Below are 21,069 nucleotides of genomic sequence, written 5' to 3' on the forward strand. Positions count from 1 at the left end.
ATGCGGCATGGGCGATAGGCCAAGTGGCAGCGGAATAAATGCGCGGATTGCTGTCGACGCCTGCGTGTTTATGGCTGGTGCGGGTAATACCGCTGAGCATGCGTACTATCGCTTTATGCCGAACCAATTGGCGGCCGGTGGGCGTGGGGTATGTGCCTAGGGTGCGATAGCATGCCGCATTAATTTGCGGGAGCGCCTTTTGATGTTTTGTGGAGAAGTGGCGAGGAGGAAGGGTTGGTAGGTGAGCAGGGGGGCGTTCGTGGAAGTAGCTGGGATGGTGGGGCTGCTGGTTCGTTGGGCGGATCCGCCCCACGCCAGAAAGGCTCCGATGTGGAATTCATGACGCCTCAGCGTTCGCCCCGCGTTTTTACGTGGGGTTTTGATTTTTAGGCAGCAAGCGCGTAGTTTTGACAGCACAGGATGAATAGCATTTGCCATTTTTTCACGGTGTTGCCGTCTGGCATTGGGCTTGATCGCACGCAGTAAACATGATTGCCTTATGCACTCTTGGTTATTTTCCCTGATCGTTTTATGCTTTATTATCCTGCTGCTGGTGCCCCTGCTGAAAAGGTTCCACCTGCCTTACCTGATAGCTTATATACTGGCAGGCATTATCATCGGTCCGCATGTATTGGCGGTCTTCGATGAGCCGGGACCGATTGAGCAAGTGGGCGAGCTGGGTGTTATGTTGCTGATGTTCTTTTTGGGGATGGAGATCGATATTCCGGATAAGAGAAGCGCCTTGTTGACTCCCGTGGCAGCACAATTGGTGCGTACCCTGCTCAGTGGAGCCGCTGCCTTGGTGGCTGGTTATATATTAGGATGGTCTGCCCCCTCTGTTATCCTCCTGATTGTTCTATTATCCTTTAACAGCACCGCTGTGGTAAGCGAGTTTTTAAAAAATCATGGAGAGCTGCAGACGGAACATGGTAAAATGGTTCTCAATATTTTGCTTTTGCAAGACATTATGCTGGCCCCCGTGCTGACCATTTTTCAGGTTTTAGGCGGTCAGTCTATCGATGTGCTAAAACTGGTGAGTGCAGCTGGCGCTTCGGTGCTCATCTTCCTGTTGCTGAGGGCTATCAGAAACCGCAATCTTTTTCAGTTGCCAATAGTACGCGAGCTTGAGCAAGACCACGATTGGCAGGTTTTTGCCGCGGCCTGTATTTGCCTGGGGTTTGGCGGCCTGGCTTCCCTTATGGGCCTCACCAGCGCGATCGGCTGTTTTGCCGCAGGCCTGTTCATTGGTAGAACAAAAGCGTTTCACTGGTTGGGCGTAGTGCTGCACCCCTTCAGGGTATTCTTTACCGCTTTATTTTTCGTTTCGGTGGGCATCCTGCTCGACCTGAATTACTTGCGGCAAAATATATGGCTGATCGTATGCGTCACCTTATTGGTGATGCTGATCAACAGTCTGCTGTCTGCGTTAGTCCTGAGACTCTTCAGGCTTTCGTGGAGCAAGAGCCTGTACACCGGTGCCTTACTTTCCCAGACCGGTGAGTTTGGCCTGCTTGCCTGCTCGCTGGCGGGCCAGATGGGGATCATCAGCGCCGATGTACTGAAGGCCAGCATTGCGATCACCGGCCTTAGCTTGCTTCTTTCGACGATTTGGATGGAGTTCGTACGACGGTACATTCAGCCTATAACGACCTGACTCCGGGTTCATTTTATTTTCATATTGGCCTGATTGAAGATCTCTTTACTGATGACGCGGCAGTTATGAGCCAATTCATCGAGGGTGCAACTGATTATCTGCAGATTGACAGGAAGCCCTTTGACCGTCTCCATCAGCTCCATCGATAGAAAATCCTGCTCTTTAACATCCGGGGATCCTTTCAACTGACGGAATACTTTTGCCGCCGCCTCGCGGTCATTGCCCATACAGAAGTGGCCGTAGCTCTGTGGCCCTTCCGGTGTCTTTACGTTGAACTGGATGAAAAAAATACTTTCCATAATGGTAATGATTTTAGGTCCAGGATTGTACCGTTTCAACTTCAATGCCAGACGGAAGTTCTGAAAAAATGTCGCTTGGCAGTGTCAGCACTCAATGTGATTTGCCGGTAAATAGAAAAAAAATAAAGACAACATTTGGTAAAAAAAAATCTCCTCATTAATTTAGTCGCGCCTTTTTCGAGAAAGTTGCTTTTACCATTTATTAATGAATACTTAACCTCTATTTATTAATTGTATGTTAGCGCTTCATTCTAATCCAAAGCGAATGCAGGGCCGACGGCTTTTACGCCCATTGCTTGTTTCGGCCATTATTTTTTCTCTCTTCTCGTTTATTCCGCCATCACGTGGCAAGACATCGCCGAGTAATCCATCGACATTAACGGCAAGACTTATCAATCTTGAGGGGACGGCCAAGGAGACATTCCGGTTCAATGCTTCCCTGCACAATGCCCGGTCGCAAGCGACCATCTACACATTCCATGCAGCTATACCCAGCGGGTGGAACCTGGCTTTCAGGGTGGATGGCATGCTGGTCACTTCATTCAAAGCGGACTCTGGCCGTACGCAGGACATTGGTATTGAATTGACGGCTATGCCGGATGCAAAGCCAGGCACGTACAGCATTCCTGTAACGGCTATTGGGGGGGCTGACACTCTTTTACTAAACCTGGAAGCGGTGGTAAAAGGATCTTATGCCCTGGAGCTAACGACTCCAACCGGCTTACTGAGTGGAGAGATCACCGAGGGTAACCGGGAACCGATTCACCTTACGCTTAAGAACACGGGTACGCTGCCTCTTGAAGGGCTGGAGCTTTCTGCGCAGGCACCTACCAAGTGGGATGCCATTTTTGAACCGGCGAAGGTGGAAAGGCTGGAGCCAGGCAAAAGTATCGACGTGGTTGCCAACCTGAAGGTTCCTGACAAAACCATCGCGGGAGATTATGTCACCACTTTTACGGCTCGTAATAACAATTCCAACGCTTCGGCTTTATTCCGCATGACCGTAACCACCTCCTGGCTGGCCGGCTGGATGGGCGTAGTTGTGATCCTCGCAGCCGTTGGCATTATCTATACGTTGATCAAAAAATACGGAAGAAGATAACCTACCTCATTTTATGGAACAACCGATCATTGAACTGGCAGGATTGACGAAATGCTACGGTTCTTTGAAGGCTGTAGATCAGCTTGACCTGCAGATCAGGCCTGGTGAGATCTATGGCCTGCTTGGACCTAACGGGGCCGGTAAAACCACGACGATCCTGATGATGCTGGGTCTTACAGAACCTAGTGCAGGCGTTGCAAAGGTATGCGGCATCAATGCTACGCATCATCCGATAGCTGTTAAGCGAAAAGTTGGGTACATGCCCGATAACGTCGGCTTTTACGATAGCATGACGGCTTTTGACAACCTGCAGTATATCGCACGCCTCAGCGGCTTGCCGGAACGCGAAGTGAAGAACCGCACCCGCGACATGATGGAACTGGTAGGGCTTGGCGATGCCCTGCACAAAAAAGCCGGGGCTTATTCGCGTGGCATGAAGCAAAGGCTTGGCCTGGCTGATGTGCTGATCCGCCAACCCGAAGTTATCATCCTGGACGAGCCAACCCTGGGCATCGACCCCAGTGGGGTTAAAGACTTCCTCGGGCTCATCAGGCAACTCAGTCGCCAGCAGGGAATTACCGTTCTATTGTCCTCCCACCATCTACACCAGGTACAACAGGTTTGCGACCGGGTGGGCATCTTTGTTGGAGGCAAGTTGCTGGCAGACGGCAATGTAGAAACGCTTTCCCGGCACCTCTTTTCGGGTGACCAATTTGTAATCAGTATTACACTGGCCAACGCACTGCCCGATACTTTGCAGGTATTGACTGCTTTGAAAGCTATGGAGGGTATAAAAGATGTGAGTGCCGAAGGCCGAACCATCGAGATAACTTCCGCGCGGAATATTACGCCAGACATCGTACGCTTCTTTGTTGCAAAAGAATTGGATATCATGGGCGTGCACAAAAAGGAGTACGGCCTCGAGGATATCTATCAACGTTATTTTGAAAATAATTTAACCGATCATGAAAAGGATGGTAAATCCAGCGGTTTATTTCAACGATCTTTTTTCCGGAAAGTTAAAAAATAGCGGCTGGTTAAAAAGTACCGGCAGCCTTGTCAATCAACAGCCAGGGCCACTTAGCATTATGGTGCGAAAGGAAGTTGCGGATCATATCCGTAGCTGGCGCTTCATCGTACTCCTGGCCTTGCTTTTACTTACTTTTATCGCAACGATGTATGTGTCGCTGACCAATCTAAAGGCTGCTGTGGCGAATGAAAACGATCCCGACCGTTTATTCCTTTACCTCAAACTGCTTACTACTTCGGATGGTTCGCTGCCCACCTTCCACATTTTTGTCAGCTTTCTGGGTGCGTTGCTTGGCATCAGCCTGGGCTTTGATGCCGTCAATGCAGAACAGAACAACGGCACGATGACGCGGCTGATGGCGCAACCCGTTTACCGGGACCAGTTGCTGTTGAGTAAGTTCCTGGGGGCACTCACGATCGTATCTGCTTTGTTTCTTTCTTTGGCGCTGCTGATGATCGGGGCTGGTCTTCTTATCACCGGCGTAAGCCTTGAGGCGGAGGAGTTTTTCCGGATCATGAGTTTCGTTGTGCTGACCGTACTGTATGTCGGTTTCTGGCTTGCGCTTTCGATCCTGTTTTCGGTGAAGTTTCGCCAGGCGACGACTTCCGCGCTTACTGCCATAGGCGTTTGGTTGTTCTTTACCATTTTTTACCGAATCGTCATCAGCATGGTAGTGAAAGGATTTTTCCCAGATCCAGTATATCTTTCGGAAGCAGATGTGCTCTGGTACAATAATCTCCTGCTGGACCTGCTGCGTCTTGCTCCAAGCCAGTTGTATACCGATGCAACGACCACCTTGCTGATGCCTTCTGTACGCAGTCTGGGGCCGCTGACCGTTGAACAAATGGCTGGCGCTATACCCAAACCGCTGCCTTTCAGAGAAAGTGTGCTGATCGTGTGGCCACAGGTTTGCGGACTTGTTGCAGCCATCGCCGTGTGCTTTACCCTAACCTATTACTGGTTTATGAGACGTGAAATACGGAGCTAGGGGCCTACACAGAGCGCCTTAAGGCGGCAAGATCGTTGACTGGCTTTTGACCCGGGTTATTCCGCAGCCAACGATCCTGCCGCCCATTGTATGGCGCGTGGGAGATGTGCGTGGGGTAGGATAGCAAGCCGCATTAATAGGTGGGGGGCGCAGGTCACACCAACGCCAATACCGAATGCTGTGATCTGGCCATGATCGGTAAGCCTGCTATTTCGTTCTTTTGTAATGCGCGTTCCAACGCTTCTTCATCAATATCCAACACCGGTGCAAAAGCTTTAATGAATTCTACCTCCAACGTAAAAGAGTTCAACAGGCCGATGCCTGCCACCGCTCTCGTGAGTTCACCATCGTATCCAAGCAACCCATGAATTCCCAGCTCCCGGACCTGCTTAAACGCCTGCGGCCAATCTGCTTCGCGGGCATTAAGGGTGCATAATGGACCGTACAGATGTTCCTGCACCGTCTTTACCTGTGGGGATACGATATTCCAGATGGTATTTACCAGGCCATCACTATCGAGCTTCCGGGAGATGGTCTCAAAAAGGCCGTCAGAGATATCCTTGTTGGCGACATGTCTTTTGGCGAGTTCCAGATCCCGGTCTTCAAACGCACCAAACGACGACAGTAAATAGGTGCGCTGACCGATGCCAAGTATGGACAGGAGGCCATGTGCCTTGCGACCGGCCATGATGTACAATTTTCCTTCCCGTTGATTCGCAAGTTCCGGTGAAACTGTAGTATAAATATTTTCGCCTGTGTCCTTATTGATTACCTGGACGGTATGATCAGCATCGGCTTCCAGGCGCACCTCCATGACCCCTAATACACATTGCGCACGTTCTTCCAGCAGCATATAGGTCCAGGTCGCCAGATTTTCGTAATTGGCGCCTTTTGTAAAATCTTCCACTGTTGCTTGTTCAAAAATAAAATTAGCTTCTTCCTCTATTTCACTGTTCGAATTGATGCTGGCGACATCCACTTTTCCCTGTTCTGCGGAGTCAATCCATAAGGCTACCTTACTTTCAAGATCTTGAAACGACAATAGGCTGGCGACCCGATTCAATAAATAATTGGAGATGTTCTCCGCCGCATGCACTTCGCTGTGAGCCGGCTTCAACAACGCCAGCACCAATCCGGGATCGTCGTAAATATAGCTCCGGAGGTAGGAAAGAAACAGATCACGGTCAACAAAGCCATTATACGCCCCGGCCATCTGTTTCCACAATGATTTAATCGAAAGGTATCCGATCGCATATGGATCAAAACCTGTTTTGGCATAAATGCCTGCTTTCCGTTCCACCAAGTGAGGACTTCGCCGCAACTTTTGCAACATGCCCTGGAGAAGGATCTCCGGGCGGCCGTCTGTATCTACAGCAGGTGCAAAAAACAAGCACGATGCAGTGAGTGTCTGCGACATAAAAGCAGACGCTCCCGGATAGGCATCAAACTCCGCGAACAGGGAAAGTCCCTCGGTGATCGGTTCCAGCAACAACATGGCTGTCATGCATCGAACATAATCGTCAAAAGCGGAATCACCGGAAAGGACCCGGTTACCGGCTCTTAACCTAAGAAACGCAAGGGCAGCTCCCACACGCGAGTCGAAACACCAGCGATGCGTCCACTCGTGCAGAAAATTTGCCAGCAGCTCACTGCCAACGACCGGCCGTGCTTTTACCCAATTCAGGTAATCGGGTAAATCAAAATCAGCGATCAGCATTTCGTTGGTAGAAGGATCTACATAACTACGAAGCCGTTCCTTTTGATGATCCATCGAGTTTGCTTTTTAGAATCGATTCAATTTGAGAAGCACTCGCAGCCCCTTCGTCGTAGGATGATCGACTAAAATCAATGGATTCCGAAGTACCATCTTTCGATACTTTCTTGTAGGAGAAGGTCTCCGTGCGCTTACTCTTTTGTTTGGCCAGCCAAAGTGCCACCAGCGAAAGTACCGCCGGTGTTACCTGGAGTACTACCTGGAGCAAACTTGGTTCTCCCAGTTTTGCACCTGCGAGGGCAGACGACGACGAGTCCATTATCCCGTCCCCTGCACCTTTTCCTGTAAGCTCGGCTTTCAGCTCTTCGAGTTGCAAAGCCGACAGGCCATCGATTTTCAGCATTTCGTTGTCATTCATTATTGAAAGTTATTTGAGGTTGCTCCTGGTGGTTACCGGCCTGATCTAGTTGTTTACTAGCCGGTTTCGTGTAAATCATATTGTCCTTGTTCATGCGTTCATACAGTCTGCGCAGGCAACTGGATCCATCGGGGTAATGATCCCAATAATGCTGATGCGCTTTTATGGAATACATGGTCATGTAATCGAGCCAGTTGAATTGGCTCATATTGGTTAGTTCATAGTAAATGTTGGATGGAAGTACGTGGTGTTTAAGAAAACTGTATTCCGCATCACCTTCGGTATTGCCATGCCTGAAATTGGACGCCAGCGCATCGGAGTTGGAGTATATGTTGTACCAGTGAACCAGGGAATTGGCGAGCAACTCCGTTCTACCGGTAAAATAGACCGGGTAATAGTTGGACAGGAATTCATACGGACAACCGATGGTAATCAGGGCTTCTACATCCTTCAGCCGGCCGGCAGGATCATTACCATAGGGAAATAACGCATCGATGCTGAGAATGGTACCAAAGCTATACGAATGAAAATGGATCTTGCATCCCTTTTCGCGCTCTGCAATGTGCTCAATTAATTGTTCGAGCCTTCCCACCAGTATCTGCCGCCTTTCGCCAAAGCGGAGATAATAATCGACACAAACAAATTCCGTAGCGAGCGAGGTGATCAATGATTTCGATTGCGGTATCAGCGCAAACAAACAGGCAGAAGCTGACAGGATGAGGGCCGAGAGGCTGGTTATCCAGGCAGGGATTTTCAAGTCGCCGAAGGCTGCGACCTCTTTCAACTGCGTTATTTTGACGAGCACGCCAATGGCGGAGGGTATCAGCAAAACGCCCAATATGGCAATCAGCAGGAATATGGAGAAGGCATACAACGATTGAAGCCTTAAGCGGAAGGAATAATTCTTGTGTTCGGCGGGCTTAATGAGTCGCCACACCATCAACGGGAACATTCTCAGCACGGTCATCAATATTAACCAGGATTTGTTGACGATGGTGCTGTTCTTAAAGGTCTCGGTGAGGATACCGGAATATTGGAAGTCGTATAATATGTATTCCAGCTTATCCTTGTCGCCGGTACGCGAATAGATGGATACTTTGGTCGTTTGACAAACTTCATCACTCTGGTAGCGATCGGTTTCTACTTTGGTGAAAAAGGTGAGGGAAGCATCGCCGGCGTTTTGGTCCATTTCGTTCTTTAGCCGGGTAGCATATTTAACCACCGACTCCTGGCGAAATGATTCCCCGAGCCCGGGAATGTAGAGACCTACTTTCATGATAGAGGTTTAGTTAGCTTGTTGAAAGTTGAGTCAAATCCCTGAACCTAACCACGTGAAAAACACGGTATTTGGGGAGGAGAGGGGGATCGGTTGGGTAGATAGCGGGGAAATAGGGGGTAGGGCCGGAAAAAGGGATGGAGGCCTTATCTGATAGAGCCGAAGCTCGGCCTGGCGGCTTTTGCTGGTCTGGCCCAGGTTGATGCCATTATTATGGGAGCTCTAAAACACTTGATTGGGATGCCTGGTCTCTTTAATATGCGCGTGACCATCTTTCGGAGGCACGATGCTTCTTATCTTTTTCGACAACTCCTTACTACATCCGATAACTCCATCATTAAAAATGTGAACCTTGTCGCCCATGGTCAGTATGTACAAATCTCCTTCAGGTACAGCAGAGGAAAACACCCCTTGAAACCAGACCCTGATCTTCCCGCACTTATCACACATGAAATACGCTTTATCTATATCTGCTTTTATTAATCTTCCCACCTTCGCCGAATCTAACAGTTGGATGTTACAATCATCAAGAACTGCTATATCGTCCAAATAAATTGATAAAGTATCCTGTTGCAGTGTTATAAACTGAAACACTTCCTTCTTGTCATTATGTTGCGCTTCTATACTAAAAAAAGATAATAAACAGGTCGCTGCCAGGATTAAGCACCTCATAGAATGTCGCCCATTAGTAAATGCAAGCGTTCGAAATATACGGCTATTTCTTCGAAGATCGGAGAAGCTTCACCATCTGCGATCTTTTGCACTCAGCACAAACATACATGCTTCTTTCGAACAGGCCCGCAGCACAAATACGCACAAAATGCTATGTGTTAATTTCCTAATTTGCACTGGTTGCCTGGAACCATTTCTGCCTGGCACTTTTGGTAACAATGAAACTCCAAACATTCAAGAAGATGAGATCTATTTCCATACTTTTTCTAGCCCTTCTCGCGATCAGCACTACTACCTGTACAGCACAAGGAACTTCGACAAAGCAAGGCGCTTCTACAAAGCGGGGCATTATTACCGGTGCCGACCAGACTGAAAAATACTTGCGCTACCTAAAAGGAAAGCGCGTTGGCCTGGTGGCCAACCAGAGCTCTCAGATCGGCAACAAAAGCAGCGTAGACAGCCTACTGAGCCTTGGCATCAACATTGTAAAAGTATTTGGACCCGAGCATGGCTTTCGGGGTAATGCCAGTAATGGCGCCGTGGTGAACGATGAGAAAGATGCCAAAACCGGCATCCCCATCATCTCTCTATATGGCAAAAACGAAAAGCCCACCGCAGCACAGCTGGCGGATATCGACCTGATGGTCTTCGATATTCAGGATGTAGGCTGCCGCTACTATACCAACATCAACACCCTTGAGCATGTGATGGAAGGGTGTGCAGAAAACAACAAAGAACTGCTGATCCTTGACAGGCCCAATCCCAACGCCTATGTTGTCGACGGACCGGTCATGACGGAGGATAGATTTAAATCGGCCATCGGGATACACAATACGCCTATGACCCATGGCATGACCATAGGCGAATTTGCACAATACCTGAATGGCGAAGGGTATCTTGAGAAACCGTGCAAAATACAGATCATAAAAGTTGCCAACTACGATCATGACATGCCTTATGTTTTACCGATCAATCCCTCCCCGAATTTAAATACACAACAAGCCGTGATGCTGTTCCCGAGCTTATGCATGTTTGAAGGAACAGCTATCAATGAGGGCCGGGGAACTTATATGCCATTTACGATATTGGGGGCACCTGCGTTGAAGGACAAGTATACTTTCTCTTACAAACCAGTGAGCATTCCCGGCATGAGTGAGCGGCCACGCCACAAGGATTCTGTTTGCTATGGCCTTGACCTGCGCAATTATGATATTGCCAAGCTTCGGAACAGCCGCCAGATCGATTTAAAATGGTTAATTGAATTGTACAATGCCTATCCCGACAAAGCTAATTTCTTTACGCCCGGAAGAGCGAACCAGGATATTTCAGCGTTTGACCTGCGCATTGGTACCGATCAATTGAGGAAACAGATCATAGCGGGCGTTTCGGAAGCAGACATCAGAAAAAGCTGGGAACCCGGTTTGCAGAAGTTTAAAGCCATCCGGGCGAAATATCTGCTATACCCATAATCAAATAATTTGACCTTTTCTACCCAGCCCTACCTTAACAGGTGGGGCTTTTGTTTTGGGCGAACATCCACCCGGCATAGACCGTTACTTGCTTTCCCGGCATATGGAAACATTCGCAGGAATGCCATTGGGTCTTTTGTGAAGGAATTACAAGGGGGGGAGAAACGTTGGTGGGCGCGGAGTGGGAGAGTGACCATGATAAGCTGGGGGCACAGCTGCTGTAATTCTTACCTGACTGTTCACGGTTTGGCTATTGACCCAAGCGGGTTCCTGACGGAGATTTGTACAACAACAACCTTTGGCGAACAGGATCGTGTCCTTCACTACTAAAATCAACTGTATGATACAAGGTAAAAAGCAAACCCAGGGTTTAGGCATGCCCTGGGAAAAAGAATATGGATATGCCCAGGCCTTAAAATATGGTAATACGGTTTGGGTGGCCGGGCAGGTAGGGCATGATGAGCGTGGCCAATTACAGGAAGGCATGGAGGCCCAAATGAAGCAGGCTTATGTCAACATAGAAACCCTATTGAAAGGCTTCAACATGACCATGGAGCATGTAATGGAGGAAGTGGTGTATGTGACCGATCTTGATGCTGCCTTTATCGCCCGGAAAAACCTGGGCCGTCTGGTTTTTCCAGATGCCATGGTAGTTCCCAGCACGCTCGTTGAGGTGAGGAAACTGGCCCTGCCTGGACAATTGGTTGAAATAAAGATCGTTGCCCAGGAATAGGGGGTCATGCTGCCGGGGCTTTCCTTCCGTTTCACGCCTACAGCGATCTGCCAACAAGCTGGCTGGGTGCATAGCCGAATTGTTTCTTGAAGGCAAACGAAAAATGCGACAGATTTTCAAAGCCCACTTCGTAACAGACGTCCAAAGGTTTTCTCTTCTTTTCCGTTAGTTGATAATGCGCCAGCTCCAGCCGCTTTTGCGTAAGCCAGCGTTGTGGTGTTGTGTTGAATGCCTTCTTAAAATCCCTTTTAAAGGTCGTAAGGCTTCTGCCCGTGAGGTAACCGAATTTTTCGATGGGCAGGTTGTACATAAAATGCCTTTCCATATAATCGACCAGGTTGATCTTGCCCGGCTCTTCGAAATTGGCCAGCACCTGATCAATCTCTTTGTTCAGCGTTCTGAGTATACTGATGGCTTCCGTGATCTTTATGGAAGCTATATCCTCCGGCAGTTCCTTCATATCGAAGTAGGGCAGGAGTGAAGCCAGGCAACTTTCCAGCAAGGGGTGATTGTTGAACCGGTAGATCTTCGGAGTGGTCAGCGGCTTTGTTCTTATATTCTTATTGGCATAAAACTCCCTGAGCCTATCCAACGATAAATGCATGACAACCGTTTTATGCGGCTGTCCATCCTTTGGATAGTTGATGATGGTAGCCAATTGATTTCTGGGGATCAGGAAGATATCGCCCTTTCCAAAATAATAGGTCGCATCCGCCTGTACGATCCTTGTTTCGCCCGAAAGGAACCATACCAGCATGTGGTGGTCGAACATCATGTCGGACTTGAAAAACCTGTCCTCATAGCTGGAGAGCTTTATGTCGTCGGTTATGTACCGGGCTTTGTATTCCATATTTTTCTTTTTACGAAGAATTCCAGCAACACAAAAATAGACAATAGCTGATTAAGGATTGAATCTCAAACCTGTCATTTCCTCCGTCCATGTCCATAGTCTTTTTGCACTGGCCTCCTCCAAAGACCAGGGGTTAACACCCATTTGGCAGGCAATATCTGCGCACACCGGGGCAATGTCTCCATCTTCACAATACACGCCGCCAATTTCGTTCAACAGGGGGCTGGTTGCACACCAAACTGTCGTAGCAGCACCTTGCGGTACTGTCTTTAAGGATGCCGCCACTTCGGGCAGCAAATTGCCGGCAGCATCCACAAAACCCATTTGTTGAAACAATTCCAGCGGGGCTTCCCTCCCCAATTCTGTGCCACCGATAGAGCCGGGATGTAGGGCATATACCCTTATGCCCGATGACTGGCCACGATGATCCAGTTCCATCGAAAAGAGGTTGAGGGCCGTTTTTGATTGCCCGTATGCCTGTAAGGTTTCGTATGGCCGGTGCCGGAAATTTGGATCATCGAAATTGAAAGCGGCAAAATGATGTCCGTGTGAGGATACATTGACCACCCTGGCGCCGTTGGCTTTTGTAAGGGCCGGCCACAATTTAGCAGTGAGTTGGAAGGGTGCCAGGTAATTGGTGGCCAATTGCGACTCGATCCCCCTGCTATCCCTGCGTAGCGGTACCCACATGATGCCCGAATTGTTGGTCAGCAGGTGCAGCGGCCTGCCGGAAGCCAGGTAACTGTCAGCAAACGCGTCTATCGATTCCGGGGACATTAAATCCAGTTGCGCTATCTCGATATTAGGAATATCCTGCAGGTTCTTCTTTGCCTTATCCATATCCCGTGCAGGAACGATCACCGTTGCTCTGGCAGTTGCCAGCGCCCGGGTAGTTTCCAGTCCGATACCTGTGTTGCCACCGGTTACGATCGCAAATCTTCCCGTAAGGTCAATGCCTTTGATGACTTCATGAATAGTTGAGTTCGCGTTGAATCCGGAAGCAATTGGTTTTTGTAACACTCCCTGGTAATTGTTCTGTTCCATTTCGTTTTGTTTTTGTTGGAACAAAAGTAGAAAGCCTGCCAACCAGCGGCTTTGTTCAAAAGTCCGAATATGCTTTGTTCACAGGGCCGGGGTCATGGCCGGCCAATGGAGACATTGTTAGCGAATAAACATCCACCCCACAGGTAACCGATGCTTAACCCGTAACCAACCCGTAACGGTTATAAATTTGCGCAAACAGGTGATTGCAGATATATTTGTCATCACCTGTTTGCGTTTCTTCATCAAAATAGCCAAAGCCATGACTAAACAATTTTCATTACTCCTCATCACTTGCCTTGCCATAGCATCGGTAAGCCTTGCACAACAAAAAACAGCTGGCTGGTTATTAGACAGCATGCCGGCCAGCCTTGAAACAGACTATGCCCTGAGCGCGTTGCCTCCCCATTTACGGAGTGCAGCCACGGTGTATTTACTTGACCCGAAAAAAGGATATTACCTGGCGCGTAAGGGAACCAACGGCTTCTGCACCTACGTAAACCGTACTGAATGGGAAAGGGCAGAATTTGTACAGGATACCTATGCGGCCATCAGTTATGATTCCGTAGGTTCCACCATTTATTTGCCGGTGGCATTCGCTGTAGCAGCGATGAGAGCTTCCGGAAAATATTCTCCCCAACAAATAAGAGATACTATTGTGCAGCGTGTAAAAGCAGGTATCTATAAAGCTCCTGCAAGGACCGGCATTTCTTATATGCTCTCTCCGCTATTGCGTACCCGGTTGGATGAAGGCATTGTAAACCACATCATGCCTCACTATATGTTTTATGCGCCCAACCTGGAGAATGTAGATGTAGGTGGCAAATGGGTAAGTGGCGGACATCAACCGTTTGTTATCAACAGCGGTGAGGTGCTGGACAAAGCGCATTCCATTTTCAATTTCATCATTCTTGCTGCGGGTGAATCTGAAAAAGCACAGATCATCGCAGACCATCAAGCGTTATTGAAAAGATTGGCTGACTATAAGCCCATCCTGGCTTTAGCCACCAACAAAACAATGGAGCATGGTCATTAAACAAGATAGGTGCCTGGACTTCTAAACCACTCTTATGTACGTTTTACTGGCTATCGCTTTTTCACTGGTTGGCTTTTTGCTTTCTTTCCTCCGAACGGGAAGGCATCCCGTTGCGATGCAAACCTTATCGCTTGTGGTGCTTTGGCTGGCACTGATCGTAACCGCCGCCAATGCCCTCGTATTCTTTGCCGGTTTGCCTGCCGGCATTTTGAAAAACGGCTTGCTGATCATTTACAATGGGGGGAAAGCTATTTGGTTCCTTCCTGCTGTTTTGCTCGCTTCCTTACTGGCCCGGGGCAGGGGAGCGGACAACCTTTCTGTGCTGAGACGCCCTATGCTTGCCGCGGCTATCCTGTGCGCGGGTTTCTTTTTTATGGTCACCATCGGCAAATGGCGCCACCTTGACGAGATGAAAACTTTCTTCCTTCAATCAGGGTACCCGGTCTATTTCCTTTATCTTAATATGGGGGTCGAATGCCTGGCTTCTGCAGGCTTACTGCTCCATCGTAGCTGGAGATGGGGTATGGTATGCGCCATTGTTCTTTTGCTGATGATGCTGGCTGCCGTGTTTACGCACGTCAGGAACGGTGACCCTATTACAGACTCCTACGACGCCTTCATGCAGCTACTACTATTATTACTGTTAACGTTGTTGCTTATCCTGGAAAGGAAATATAAGTTTCTCAAAAAGGCGTATGTTGCCTGAACCTTCAAATCCCGGTGATTCATTTCGCTGCGAGCAGCACCTATGCTGCTTTCCTCTTCAAGCGCGCCAGTGAAATAGCACTCAGCAAGGTGGCCACGAGCGCTATTACCAACGCAACGATGGCGCCTGCCCGTCCGCCCCCCGTACCAAAATCGCCCCTGTTGTAGAACAGGTGCAGCAGACTGAGTAAAATGCCTGCCATCCCGAGCAACAACGCAAGGCGCAGTTTGTTTTGCCGGGGCTTCTGACTGGCAGGATCGCCTGCCCCTGGCCGGGCCCTGATCGAGAGGATCAAACTGGTAATCGCCACCGCCACCCCCACGAGCGACTTAACCCGCGCGCTGGTGAGGCCGGTTACAGGTGTGTTATTCTGTGCCCATACCCATACAGGCAACGATATTACGAATAAGCATACACTTACTGTACGAAGTCTTTTCATACTGATTGTTTTTGATTGTTAGCGGGCCTGGTTTTTAAGATCAGCGAACTGATGAATGCCACCACCAACCCAACCGGCAGTACTTCATAATAGGTGATCAACACCACGAATAAGGGGTGCTTGTACCTTTCCCTGAAAAGAGCCATTTCCTGCGTCCGGGCAGCCAGCCTCGAAGGGGAACTGTTTTTTAGGACATGCTCCGTATACACATCAAGGTAGTCGGGCACAAACAAGTAATAATATCCTACCCATACCAATACATATAGGCTGGAGCCTACCAAGGCAATCAGGCAGCCCATTTTGAAGGCCCTGCCAAAGGAGATGGTTCCCTGAAGGTGCTTGTCCCGGTAATTCCTGATCCCAAAGTAGACCAGTGAAAACATGACCACCATAGCGGTATAACCAATGACCACTTTGGCCTGGTATCCCGGATTCGAATACAATTTGCCCACCTTGACAACCATATGCGCTGAAAAGATGAGGCCTGTTACGAACCCATATATCAAAACATTTCTTTTCATTTTTGTGTAGCCGGGATTAGTACAAAGCTATGGGCTGATCGAATGCCCGTATTCATACTTTAGTACCAATCTGTAATTTCCTACCAAAGTATGAGTATTATCAATGGATGATTTTCAGGCGTTTAGATTTTTCGATGGCCTGTGTACGACTTTTCACGTCCATTTTTACAAAGAGGTTGGATACATGGGTCTTGATCGTACTGACCGAGAGGTATAAATGGCTGGCTATTTCCGCATTACTATGCCCTTTGGTGAGCAACTGCAGCACCTCGTATTCTCTTGCCGAGAGGTTCAGTTTCTTTAATTCGGTTTCATTAACGGTAGCTTGCTCCGTGTTGTTAATGATGATCTCCTTTTCAATGACGATCGTTTTAACCCGCGTCCTGACAAGTTGCCGCGCCATCCATACGCCCAACACGGTAAAGAACACGGCGATGAGGCCTACGTACACGTCGACTGCGTTGTCAAGTATCAATACCTTCCACTGCAGCCATTTGAGGGTGAAGATCAACACGGCCAGGCATACGCCATATAACAGAATATGCCTGATGTCTTTCCTTGATGTCATGCCCAAAGGTATAAATTCAGAAATATTTTTGCGCAAGCAAATACTTGCCTATATTCGCAAGCAAATACTTGCATATGATGGAAGCCAGGCGGGATGTATTTCAGGCTATTGCCGACCCTACAAGACGCGAAATAATCAATTTGGTATCTCAGGAATCAATGAACCTCAATGCCATTGCAGACAGGTTTGACATGACCCGGCAGGCTGTTTCGCTGCACATCAAGATCCTGCAGGAATGCGGCCTTATCATGATCAATCAACAGGGCAGGGAACGATTTTGCGAGGCCAAACTAACCCAGTTAAAGGAGATATCTGACTGGGTAGACCAATACCGACAGTTCTGGCAACAAAACTTCGATTCGCTCGACAAGTACCTGCAGAAGATTCAGTCAACCAATAAATCAACGGGTAAGCCAACCAAAAAGTCAACCACTCAGTCACCCAACAAATCAAAAAGGAATAAAAATGGAAAGTAAACATCCAACCAGCGAGGCGCCGGAACTCTTGATCACGCGGGTGTTCGATGCGCCGAAACAATTAGTATTTAATGCCTTTGCCGAAGCTGAAGCTTTGTCACAATGGTGGGGACCTCCCGGAGTGCCCATTACCGTGGTGCAATTGGATTTCAGACCAAAGGGTTCTTTTCTCTACAAAGCGACCATGCAGGGACAAACCGCCCATGGCAAATTTGTGTACGGACAGATCTCGAAATACGACCTGTTGGAATTTACCAGCTCCTTCTCCGACGAGGCCGGCCGTACCATCCGGGCGCCCTTCAGCCAGCAATTCCCCCTGGAGATCTTTAACCGCCTGGAATTTTCAGAACTAAACGGTAAGACGACCATTACCATGAAAGGCTATCCCGTGAATGCCAGCGAAGCGGAGACCCAATTCTATACCGCTATGAAGAACGGTATGCAACAAGGTTTTGCCGGAACCTTCGCTCAACTGGACCATTACTTATCAAAGCTTCTTTAAAATTCATCGCCATGAAAAAAACAACAACACTTTATTGGATCTTCACCAGCCTGTTTGCAACATTTACCCTGCTCACTGCTGTTACGCAAATCGCAAAGACACAAAGTTCCCTTGAGGTCATGAACATCCTCCGGGTGCCCCTTTATCTTTTACCATTTCTTGGACTGGCTAAAGTGATGGCTGTAGTCGCCATCCTGGTGCCCGGTTTTCCGCGCACCAAAGAGTGGGCCTATGCAGGCATGATCTTCGACAATGCTGGCGCCACCTATGCCATGATCGCCGTTGGCGGTTCGGCAGACAAGTGGGCTTTTATGGCTGTTCCCATTTTACTGTGCGTATTTTCTTACCGCTATTATCACCAACTGTTGAAACATAAAAATCAACCGGTGTCGCTCAACCAGCTGGCTATTTAATGGACCAGCAGCCGCCGGACTATTTCAAACAGGCGCGATACCCTTCCTCCATCTGTATATAGATCTTCTTTTGCGGCAGGTTCTGCAATCCGCTTAGGGGCGTGGTGAAAAACCAGGCTACCTGGTATTGTTTTATGGCTGCCTCCAAAGGCGGATTGCTTTTCTTCCTGACAAAAGACAGCATTTCCTGCAACGTGTAGGCGTTCTTTGGGGGCTCGCCCTTCACCAGCTTGCCGATATAGGCGTTGAAGTCAAACTCTTTGTCGCGGAATGGATATTCGGAGAAACGCATCAGGTGTGCTGCCTGGTAGAATTTGGTGCGGAAGGCTTCAATGGTACGAATGGCTCCATCCTGCAAGATATTCATGGCCAAACAGGTCATGTACAGCTCCTCATTACTATAGTTATTGATGAAGTGATAATACACATCGCCCCAATAGGGCGTCCACTGGTTCAGGGAGATCTTTTTATCAATAGCGAGGAAGCGTGTAAATCCGGTGATGCCTGATGCTGCCATGGTCTCTGCCCTGGTACTGTATAACAATGCCGGGCTGCAGGTCAATATGATGTCTGGCGCAAATTCCTTGATCTGCTTTTCGATCCTGGCCTGCTGTCCGGCACTACTATCCTGGTAGTTGACAAAGCCGATCATGATTTGCTGCGTTTGGTTACGCGGAGCACGGGTGGTCAACAATAGCCCTTGTGCACCCTGGTTCTCTTTTGAGCGAATAGATTTTACCGTTGGCCTGGCCGGTTCCAGATAACACGGTATCATTTCCTGTAAGGAGTGGAAATGAGCGGCACCGGCCTGGAGGTATATCCTAACATACCCCGGCAGCTCTCTTTGCAGCACCTGCAGCAGCCGCTGATCGCGCAACTGCGTAAACCGGCTATCGCCTTGCCGGCGGGCCTGATCATGTTGTACAGCGACCTGTTGTGCAGCATAACAGCTATCAGCCGGCAGGAGCAAGGGCTGTTTGTAGTATCGTTGAAAGATCTGCCGGTAATAGACGTAGGATTGCTGGGCAGGTGTCAATAGGCCGCCATTCAGTTGAAAACTATACCGGAACTCTCCATATTCCTGTTCCCCGCGTTGCGAATGGAGTCCATAATCTCCGATGGAGTTTAAGAACATCACCAACGCACTATCGTGCCCATATTGCGGGATGAGCTGGTTATATACTTCCGCCATCTTGTCCCAGCTTTTGATCCTGACTTTATTGGTCCGGGCAATATGGCTTACATAGCCAACATCGGCCCCTGTTGTAACGGCTGTATTGAGATCCTGGTCTTCCGCTGCATAATAGTTCTCCACCAGGATAAGCTCCGGTTTAAGGCCGGCCATCACCGAGTCTATTTTCCGGTATAAGGGCCATCCGATATCGGCCGAATGAACGGTGCCCATGAAATACAGCTGCTTCTCTTTCGTCCTGTACAACCTATTCGTATTGGCAACAAAGGAGACTGGAAAGGTATCCAGCTGTTTAAACCGATCCCAGAATGTGGCCAGGTGCTTTTCTACAGCAGCGGGTCTGCAGGGTTGAGCCATGGTCACCTTACCAACGATCAACCCTGCCAGGGTATACAGCAATAAGGACTTCTTCATACGGCTTACTTATTGGGGTTGCGTTGACCTGTTTTAAGCGGGCCCATGGGCTGTCCATTACAATCGGTTACCTGGCAGGTGGTACAGTTGCCTTTTCCCGGTCCTGCATATTCGCATTCCCACCTGATCTTTTCCTTCACACTATCAATGAACAGTATCTTTCTTTCCAGGCTATTGGTAGCGGCATTGGTTTCCCAGGCGGTGTATTTTATGATGGTCAGTGACAACGTATCGGCCAGCAGCTGCTCTTCCGTGATCACCCCCAGGGTGTCCATCTTAGCGTAATCGGCCGGCGTTATCACGGGCGCCTGCACTTTGCGAAAAAACGCCCTGTTTCTACTACCCCCGCAGCTGACTTTAATTTTATTCCAACAACTATCGGAAGTCTGTGCAGGGGCTTCGGATGCAGGGTTTTCGGTAAATGAAAAAGCGACGATCGTCACCAACAGGCAGGCAAGGCGAATAAGCATGAAACAATCTTTTAATGAGTTATGGGGTGCGGTAGACACACCACCCAACTAGTAGTATAGGATAGTATAGAATTGAAAGCAATGTAAGCAATTCCTCCAAAAGCAAACAATATTCCCGGCAATGTTTCGCTTGTTGTTTTGTTAAATGACCAAAGCCGGCCTCACCTTTTCAGGCGAGCCGGCTTCGGCATGGCTGTATGCGTAAAGTGTTAACTGAAGGGAACATAATCCCATCGCTCACGGCGACGGACCTTACAATTGCTCATACCAGTTCAGCACATAATCCGCTACGGCTTCCCAGCCGGGTTCGCCGCAGATGAAATGGCTTTTGCCTTCAAATATCTTCAGGTCTGTTTTGCTGTTGGCATCGCTGTACTTTTTGGCCAGGGTAGTGGTGAGCGATGGCGGGAATATATGATCGCTGCCACCACCAATGAACAGCAGGGGCGCATGAGGCCTTTTAAAATCTATGTTGGAATAGGCGTTCAATACCAACTGACGGCTTACCTTATAACTTTCCGGTACCGCAAACTGATCAAAGGCTGCTGCCCTTTGCGACTCGGGCAGGGTGTTGAAGAAGGCGTTATCGTACCACTTGCGGCTGCCCATGTAATATTTGGTGCCCGACAAAAAGCCAAAGGCCGGCAATACCGTCTTGAGTGTTTGAAAGGGCGGGAATACATTCTTGGGGGGCGCGCCATCGATGCTGACGCCCGCCGCTGCTTTGCCCAACTCTACCAACTTCATCACCGCCATGCCTGCCATGGAATGGCCTATAATTAATGGCTTCTGGGGCAGCGTATCGATCAATTTGCTGATGTTCTCCACCACATCTATGAACCCTGTTTGAACGAGGTCGGGATGTACTTTTTTGCGCAGGTCGGCCGGCTTGCCAGCGTGCCCGGGATTTGTAGGCGTATACACGGTATATCCTTTTTCTTCATAGCGCCTTTTCCAGTCGGCCCAGGTTAGTTCGTTTACAAAATTGCCATGGATCAGTACAATTGTTTTTGATTTGCTCATACAGGATCACTTGTATAGTTGTTGAATGGAGTGTTTACTAAAGGTACTGATGTTGGGGTAGTT

24 protein-coding genes are annotated in these 21,069 nt (G+C 48.8%); 11 read left to right on the forward strand and 13 right to left on the reverse strand.

Annotation, left to right across the window (positions count from 1 at the left end; genetic code table 11):
* Positions 1 to 499 precede the first annotated feature (499 nt).
* Positions 500 to 1,654, forward strand: coding sequence for a cation:proton antiporter (locus P2H89_RS07850; protein ID WP_275826059.1), 1,155 nt, complete (start codon positions 500 to 502; stop codon positions 1,652 to 1,654).
* A gap of 8 nt (positions 1,655 to 1,662) precedes the next feature.
* Here P2H89_RS07850 and P2H89_RS07855 read toward each other — a convergent pair whose 3' ends face one another.
* Positions 1,663 to 1,953: a hypothetical protein gene (locus tag P2H89_RS07855; RefSeq protein WP_275826060.1), complete on the reverse strand. Its 291-nt coding sequence runs from the start codon at positions 1,951 to 1,953 to the stop codon at positions 1,663 to 1,665.
* Positions 1,954 to 2,218: 265 nt separating this feature from the next.
* Between P2H89_RS07855 and P2H89_RS07860 the strand changes: the two genes are divergently transcribed.
* From P2H89_RS07860 to P2H89_RS07870, 3 genes are read left to right on the forward strand one after another with little or no spacing between them, the layout of a single operon-like run.
* Positions 2,219 to 3,055 (forward strand): NEW3 domain-containing protein, encoded by an 837-nt coding sequence (locus P2H89_RS07860; RefSeq protein WP_275826061.1) that lies wholly within the window; start codon positions 2,219 to 2,221, stop codon positions 3,053 to 3,055.
* Between the two features lie 13 nt (positions 3,056 to 3,068).
* On the forward strand, positions 3,069 to 4,085 hold the full coding sequence (locus P2H89_RS07865) for an ABC transporter ATP-binding protein (RefSeq protein WP_275826062.1): 1,017 nt from the start codon (positions 3,069 to 3,071) through the stop codon (positions 4,083 to 4,085).
* Positions 4,021 to 5,073, forward strand: coding sequence for an ABC transporter permease subunit (locus P2H89_RS07870; RefSeq protein ID WP_275826063.1), 1,053 nt, complete (start codon positions 4,021 to 4,023; stop codon positions 5,071 to 5,073). Before P2H89_RS07865 ends, P2H89_RS07870 begins: the two co-directional genes overlap by 65 nt.
* Positions 5,074 to 5,227: 154 nt before the next feature.
* Here P2H89_RS07870 and P2H89_RS07875 read toward each other — a convergent pair whose 3' ends face one another.
* From P2H89_RS07875 to P2H89_RS07890, 4 genes are all read right to left on the reverse strand, one after another.
* The gene (locus P2H89_RS07875; RefSeq protein ID WP_275826064.1) at positions 5,228 to 6,844 is read right to left on the reverse strand and encodes a hypothetical protein; all 1,617 of its coding nucleotides are present in this window, start codon (positions 6,842 to 6,844) and stop codon (positions 5,228 to 5,230) included.
* Positions 6,816 to 7,205 carry a hypothetical protein gene (locus tag P2H89_RS07880; RefSeq protein WP_275826065.1) on the reverse strand — a complete coding sequence of 130 codons (390 nt, stop codon included), beginning with the start codon at positions 7,203 to 7,205 and terminating at the stop codon, positions 6,816 to 6,818. Before P2H89_RS07880 ends, P2H89_RS07875 begins: the two co-directional genes overlap by 29 nt.
* Positions 7,198 to 8,481: a hypothetical protein gene (locus tag P2H89_RS07885; RefSeq protein WP_275826066.1), complete on the reverse strand. Its 1,284-nt coding sequence runs from the start codon at positions 8,479 to 8,481 to the stop codon at positions 7,198 to 7,200. The genes P2H89_RS07880 and P2H89_RS07885 overlap by 8 nt, the downstream gene beginning before the upstream one ends.
* 222 nt (positions 8,482 to 8,703) lie before the next feature.
* Positions 8,704 to 9,153 carry a hypothetical protein gene (locus P2H89_RS07890; RefSeq protein ID WP_275826067.1) on the reverse strand — a complete coding sequence of 150 codons (450 nt, stop codon included), beginning with the start codon at positions 9,151 to 9,153 and terminating at the stop codon, positions 8,704 to 8,706.
* Positions 9,154 to 9,395: 242 nt separating this feature from the next.
* Here P2H89_RS07890 and P2H89_RS07895 point away from each other — a divergent pair, with 242 nt between their 5' ends.
* Complete coding sequence (locus P2H89_RS07895; RefSeq protein WP_275826068.1) at positions 9,396 to 10,622, forward strand: DUF1343 domain-containing protein; 1,227 nt, start codon at positions 9,396 to 9,398, stop codon at positions 10,620 to 10,622.
* A 340-nt stretch (positions 10,623 to 10,962) separates the two neighbouring features.
* Positions 10,963 to 11,355: a Rid family hydrolase gene (locus tag P2H89_RS07900; RefSeq protein WP_275826069.1), complete on the forward strand. Its 393-nt coding sequence runs from the start codon at positions 10,963 to 10,965 to the stop codon at positions 11,353 to 11,355.
* A 37-nt stretch (positions 11,356 to 11,392) separates the two neighbouring features.
* Here P2H89_RS07900 and P2H89_RS07905 read toward each other — a convergent pair whose 3' ends face one another.
* Together P2H89_RS07905 and P2H89_RS07910 are read right to left on the reverse strand one after the other, a co-directional pair.
* On the reverse strand, positions 11,393 to 12,205 hold the full coding sequence (locus tag P2H89_RS07905) for an AraC family transcriptional regulator (protein WP_275826070.1): 813 nt from the start codon (positions 12,203 to 12,205) through the stop codon (positions 11,393 to 11,395).
* Positions 12,206 to 12,256: 51 nt separating this feature from the next.
* Positions 12,257 to 13,249: an SDR family NAD(P)-dependent oxidoreductase gene (locus P2H89_RS07910; protein WP_275826071.1), complete on the reverse strand. Its 993-nt coding sequence runs from the start codon at positions 13,247 to 13,249 to the stop codon at positions 12,257 to 12,259.
* 259 nt (positions 13,250 to 13,508) lie between these two features.
* Between P2H89_RS07910 and P2H89_RS07915 the strand changes: the two genes are divergently transcribed.
* Together P2H89_RS07915 and P2H89_RS07920 are read left to right on the forward strand one after the other, a co-directional pair.
* Positions 13,509 to 14,282, forward strand: coding sequence for a hypothetical protein (locus tag P2H89_RS07915; RefSeq protein ID WP_275826072.1), 774 nt, complete (start codon positions 13,509 to 13,511; stop codon positions 14,280 to 14,282).
* A 34-nt stretch (positions 14,283 to 14,316) separates the two neighbouring features.
* Positions 14,317 to 14,988 (forward strand): DoxX family protein, encoded by a 672-nt coding sequence (locus P2H89_RS07920; protein ID WP_275826073.1) that lies wholly within the window; start codon positions 14,317 to 14,319, stop codon positions 14,986 to 14,988.
* Between the two features lie 40 nt (positions 14,989 to 15,028).
* Here P2H89_RS07920 and P2H89_RS07925 read toward each other — a convergent pair whose 3' ends face one another.
* The 3 genes from P2H89_RS07925 to P2H89_RS07935 all read right to left on the reverse strand — a co-directional run bounded on the left by P2H89_RS07925 (position 15,029) and on the right by P2H89_RS07935 (position 16,516).
* Positions 15,029 to 15,427, reverse strand: a complete 399-nt coding sequence (locus P2H89_RS07925) for a DUF6223 family protein (protein ID WP_275826074.1) — start codon at positions 15,425 to 15,427, stop codon at positions 15,029 to 15,031.
* Positions 15,424 to 15,948, reverse strand: coding sequence for a DUF4199 domain-containing protein (locus P2H89_RS07930; RefSeq protein WP_275826075.1), 525 nt, complete (start codon positions 15,946 to 15,948; stop codon positions 15,424 to 15,426). Before P2H89_RS07930 ends, P2H89_RS07925 begins: the two co-directional genes overlap by 4 nt.
* Before the next feature lie 100 nt (positions 15,949 to 16,048).
* Entirely contained in the window at positions 16,049 to 16,516 is a 468-nt protein-coding gene (locus P2H89_RS07935; protein WP_275826076.1) for a response regulator transcription factor, read from the reverse strand.
* A gap of 74 nt (positions 16,517 to 16,590) precedes the next feature.
* Between P2H89_RS07935 and P2H89_RS07940 the strand changes: the two genes are divergently transcribed.
* From P2H89_RS07940 to P2H89_RS07950, 3 genes are read left to right on the forward strand one after another with little or no spacing between them, the layout of a single operon-like run.
* Positions 16,591 to 16,992 carry a metalloregulator ArsR/SmtB family transcription factor gene (locus tag P2H89_RS07940; protein WP_345799364.1) on the forward strand — a complete coding sequence of 134 codons (402 nt, stop codon included), beginning with the start codon at positions 16,591 to 16,593 and terminating at the stop codon, positions 16,990 to 16,992.
* Positions 16,982 to 17,494 carry an SRPBCC domain-containing protein gene (locus P2H89_RS07945; protein WP_275826077.1) on the forward strand — a complete coding sequence of 171 codons (513 nt, stop codon included), beginning with the start codon at positions 16,982 to 16,984 and terminating at the stop codon, positions 17,492 to 17,494. Before P2H89_RS07940 ends, P2H89_RS07945 begins: the two co-directional genes overlap by 11 nt.
* A gap of 11 nt (positions 17,495 to 17,505) precedes the next feature.
* Complete coding sequence (locus tag P2H89_RS07950; RefSeq protein WP_275826078.1) at positions 17,506 to 17,907, forward strand: DoxX family protein; 402 nt, start codon at positions 17,506 to 17,508, stop codon at positions 17,905 to 17,907.
* A 19-nt stretch (positions 17,908 to 17,926) separates the two neighbouring features.
* Here P2H89_RS07950 and P2H89_RS07955 read toward each other — a convergent pair whose 3' ends face one another.
* From P2H89_RS07955 to P2H89_RS07965, 3 genes are all read right to left on the reverse strand, one after another.
* Positions 17,927 to 19,513, reverse strand: a complete 1,587-nt coding sequence (locus tag P2H89_RS07955) for a hypothetical protein (protein WP_275826079.1) — start codon at positions 19,511 to 19,513, stop codon at positions 17,927 to 17,929.
* Between the two features lie 5 nt (positions 19,514 to 19,518).
* On the reverse strand, positions 19,519 to 19,983 hold the full coding sequence (locus tag P2H89_RS07960) for a hypothetical protein (protein WP_275826080.1): 465 nt from the start codon (positions 19,981 to 19,983) through the stop codon (positions 19,519 to 19,521).
* A 252-nt stretch (positions 19,984 to 20,235) separates the two neighbouring features.
* Positions 20,236 to 21,006, reverse strand: coding sequence for an alpha/beta hydrolase (locus P2H89_RS07965; RefSeq protein WP_275826081.1), 771 nt, complete (start codon positions 21,004 to 21,006; stop codon positions 20,236 to 20,238).
* Positions 21,007 to 21,069 lie beyond the last annotated feature (63 nt).

Source organism: Paraflavitalea sp. CAU 1676 (genome assembly GCF_029223285.1).
Taxonomy (GTDB): domain Bacteria; phylum Bacteroidota; class Bacteroidia; order Chitinophagales; family Chitinophagaceae; genus Paraflavitalea.

Bases quoted from the DNA above. Each gene is read 5' to 3' on its own strand.
- P2H89_RS07925 (WP_275826074.1), bottom strand. From the start codon at position 15,427: ATGAAAAGACTTCGTACAGTAAGTGTATGCTTATTCGTAATATCGTTG.
- P2H89_RS07965 (WP_275826081.1), bottom strand. From the start codon at position 21,006: ATGAGCAAATCAAAAACAATTGTACTGATCCATGGCAATTTTGTAAAC.
- P2H89_RS07950 (WP_275826078.1), top strand. From the start codon at position 17,506: ATGAAAAAAACAACAACACTTTATTGGATCTTCACCAGCCTGTTTGCA.
- P2H89_RS07880 (WP_275826065.1), bottom strand. From the start codon at position 7,205: ATGAATGACAACGAAATGCTGAAAATCGATGGCCTGTCGGCTTTGCAA.
- P2H89_RS07920 (WP_275826073.1), top strand. From the start codon at position 14,317: ATGTACGTTTTACTGGCTATCGCTTTTTCACTGGTTGGCTTTTTGCTT.
- P2H89_RS07930 (WP_275826075.1), bottom strand. From the start codon at position 15,948: ATGAAAAGAAATGTTTTGATATATGGGTTCGTAACAGGCCTCATCTTT.
- P2H89_RS07905 (WP_275826070.1), bottom strand. From the start codon at position 12,205: ATGGAATACAAAGCCCGGTACATAACCGACGACATAAAGCTCTCCAGC.
- P2H89_RS07890 (WP_275826067.1), bottom strand. From the start codon at position 9,153: ATGAGGTGCTTAATCCTGGCAGCGACCTGTTTATTATCTTTTTTTAGT.
- P2H89_RS07885 (WP_275826066.1), bottom strand. From the start codon at position 8,481: ATGAAAGTAGGTCTCTACATTCCCGGGCTCGGGGAATCATTTCGCCAG.
- P2H89_RS07850 (WP_275826059.1), top strand. From the start codon at position 500: ATGCACTCTTGGTTATTTTCCCTGATCGTTTTATGCTTTATTATCCTG.
- P2H89_RS07865 (WP_275826062.1), top strand. From the start codon at position 3,069: ATGGAACAACCGATCATTGAACTGGCAGGATTGACGAAATGCTACGGT.
- P2H89_RS07915 (WP_275826072.1), top strand. From the start codon at position 13,509: ATGACTAAACAATTTTCATTACTCCTCATCACTTGCCTTGCCATAGCA.
- P2H89_RS07940 (WP_345799364.1), top strand. From the start codon at position 16,591: ATGATGGAAGCCAGGCGGGATGTATTTCAGGCTATTGCCGACCCTACA.
- P2H89_RS07855 (WP_275826060.1), bottom strand. From the start codon at position 1,953: ATGGAAAGTATTTTTTTCATCCAGTTCAACGTAAAGACACCGGAAGGG.
- P2H89_RS07935 (WP_275826076.1), bottom strand. From the start codon at position 16,516: ATGACATCAAGGAAAGACATCAGGCATATTCTGTTATATGGCGTATGC.
- P2H89_RS07875 (WP_275826064.1), bottom strand. From the start codon at position 6,844: ATGGATCATCAAAAGGAACGGCTTCGTAGTTATGTAGATCCTTCTACC.
- P2H89_RS07955 (WP_275826079.1), bottom strand. From the start codon at position 19,513: ATGAAGAAGTCCTTATTGCTGTATACCCTGGCAGGGTTGATCGTTGGT.
- P2H89_RS07895 (WP_275826068.1), top strand. From the start codon at position 9,396: ATGAGATCTATTTCCATACTTTTTCTAGCCCTTCTCGCGATCAGCACT.
- P2H89_RS07945 (WP_275826077.1), top strand. From the start codon at position 16,982: ATGGAAAGTAAACATCCAACCAGCGAGGCGCCGGAACTCTTGATCACG.
- P2H89_RS07910 (WP_275826071.1), bottom strand. From the start codon at position 13,249: ATGGAACAGAACAATTACCAGGGAGTGTTACAAAAACCAATTGCTTCC.
- P2H89_RS07870 (WP_275826063.1), top strand. From the start codon at position 4,021: ATGAAAAGGATGGTAAATCCAGCGGTTTATTTCAACGATCTTTTTTCC.
- P2H89_RS07960 (WP_275826080.1), bottom strand. From the start codon at position 19,983: ATGCTTATTCGCCTTGCCTGCCTGTTGGTGACGATCGTCGCTTTTTCA.
- P2H89_RS07860 (WP_275826061.1), top strand. From the start codon at position 2,219: ATGCAGGGCCGACGGCTTTTACGCCCATTGCTTGTTTCGGCCATTATT.
- P2H89_RS07900 (WP_275826069.1), top strand. From the start codon at position 10,963: ATGATACAAGGTAAAAAGCAAACCCAGGGTTTAGGCATGCCCTGGGAA.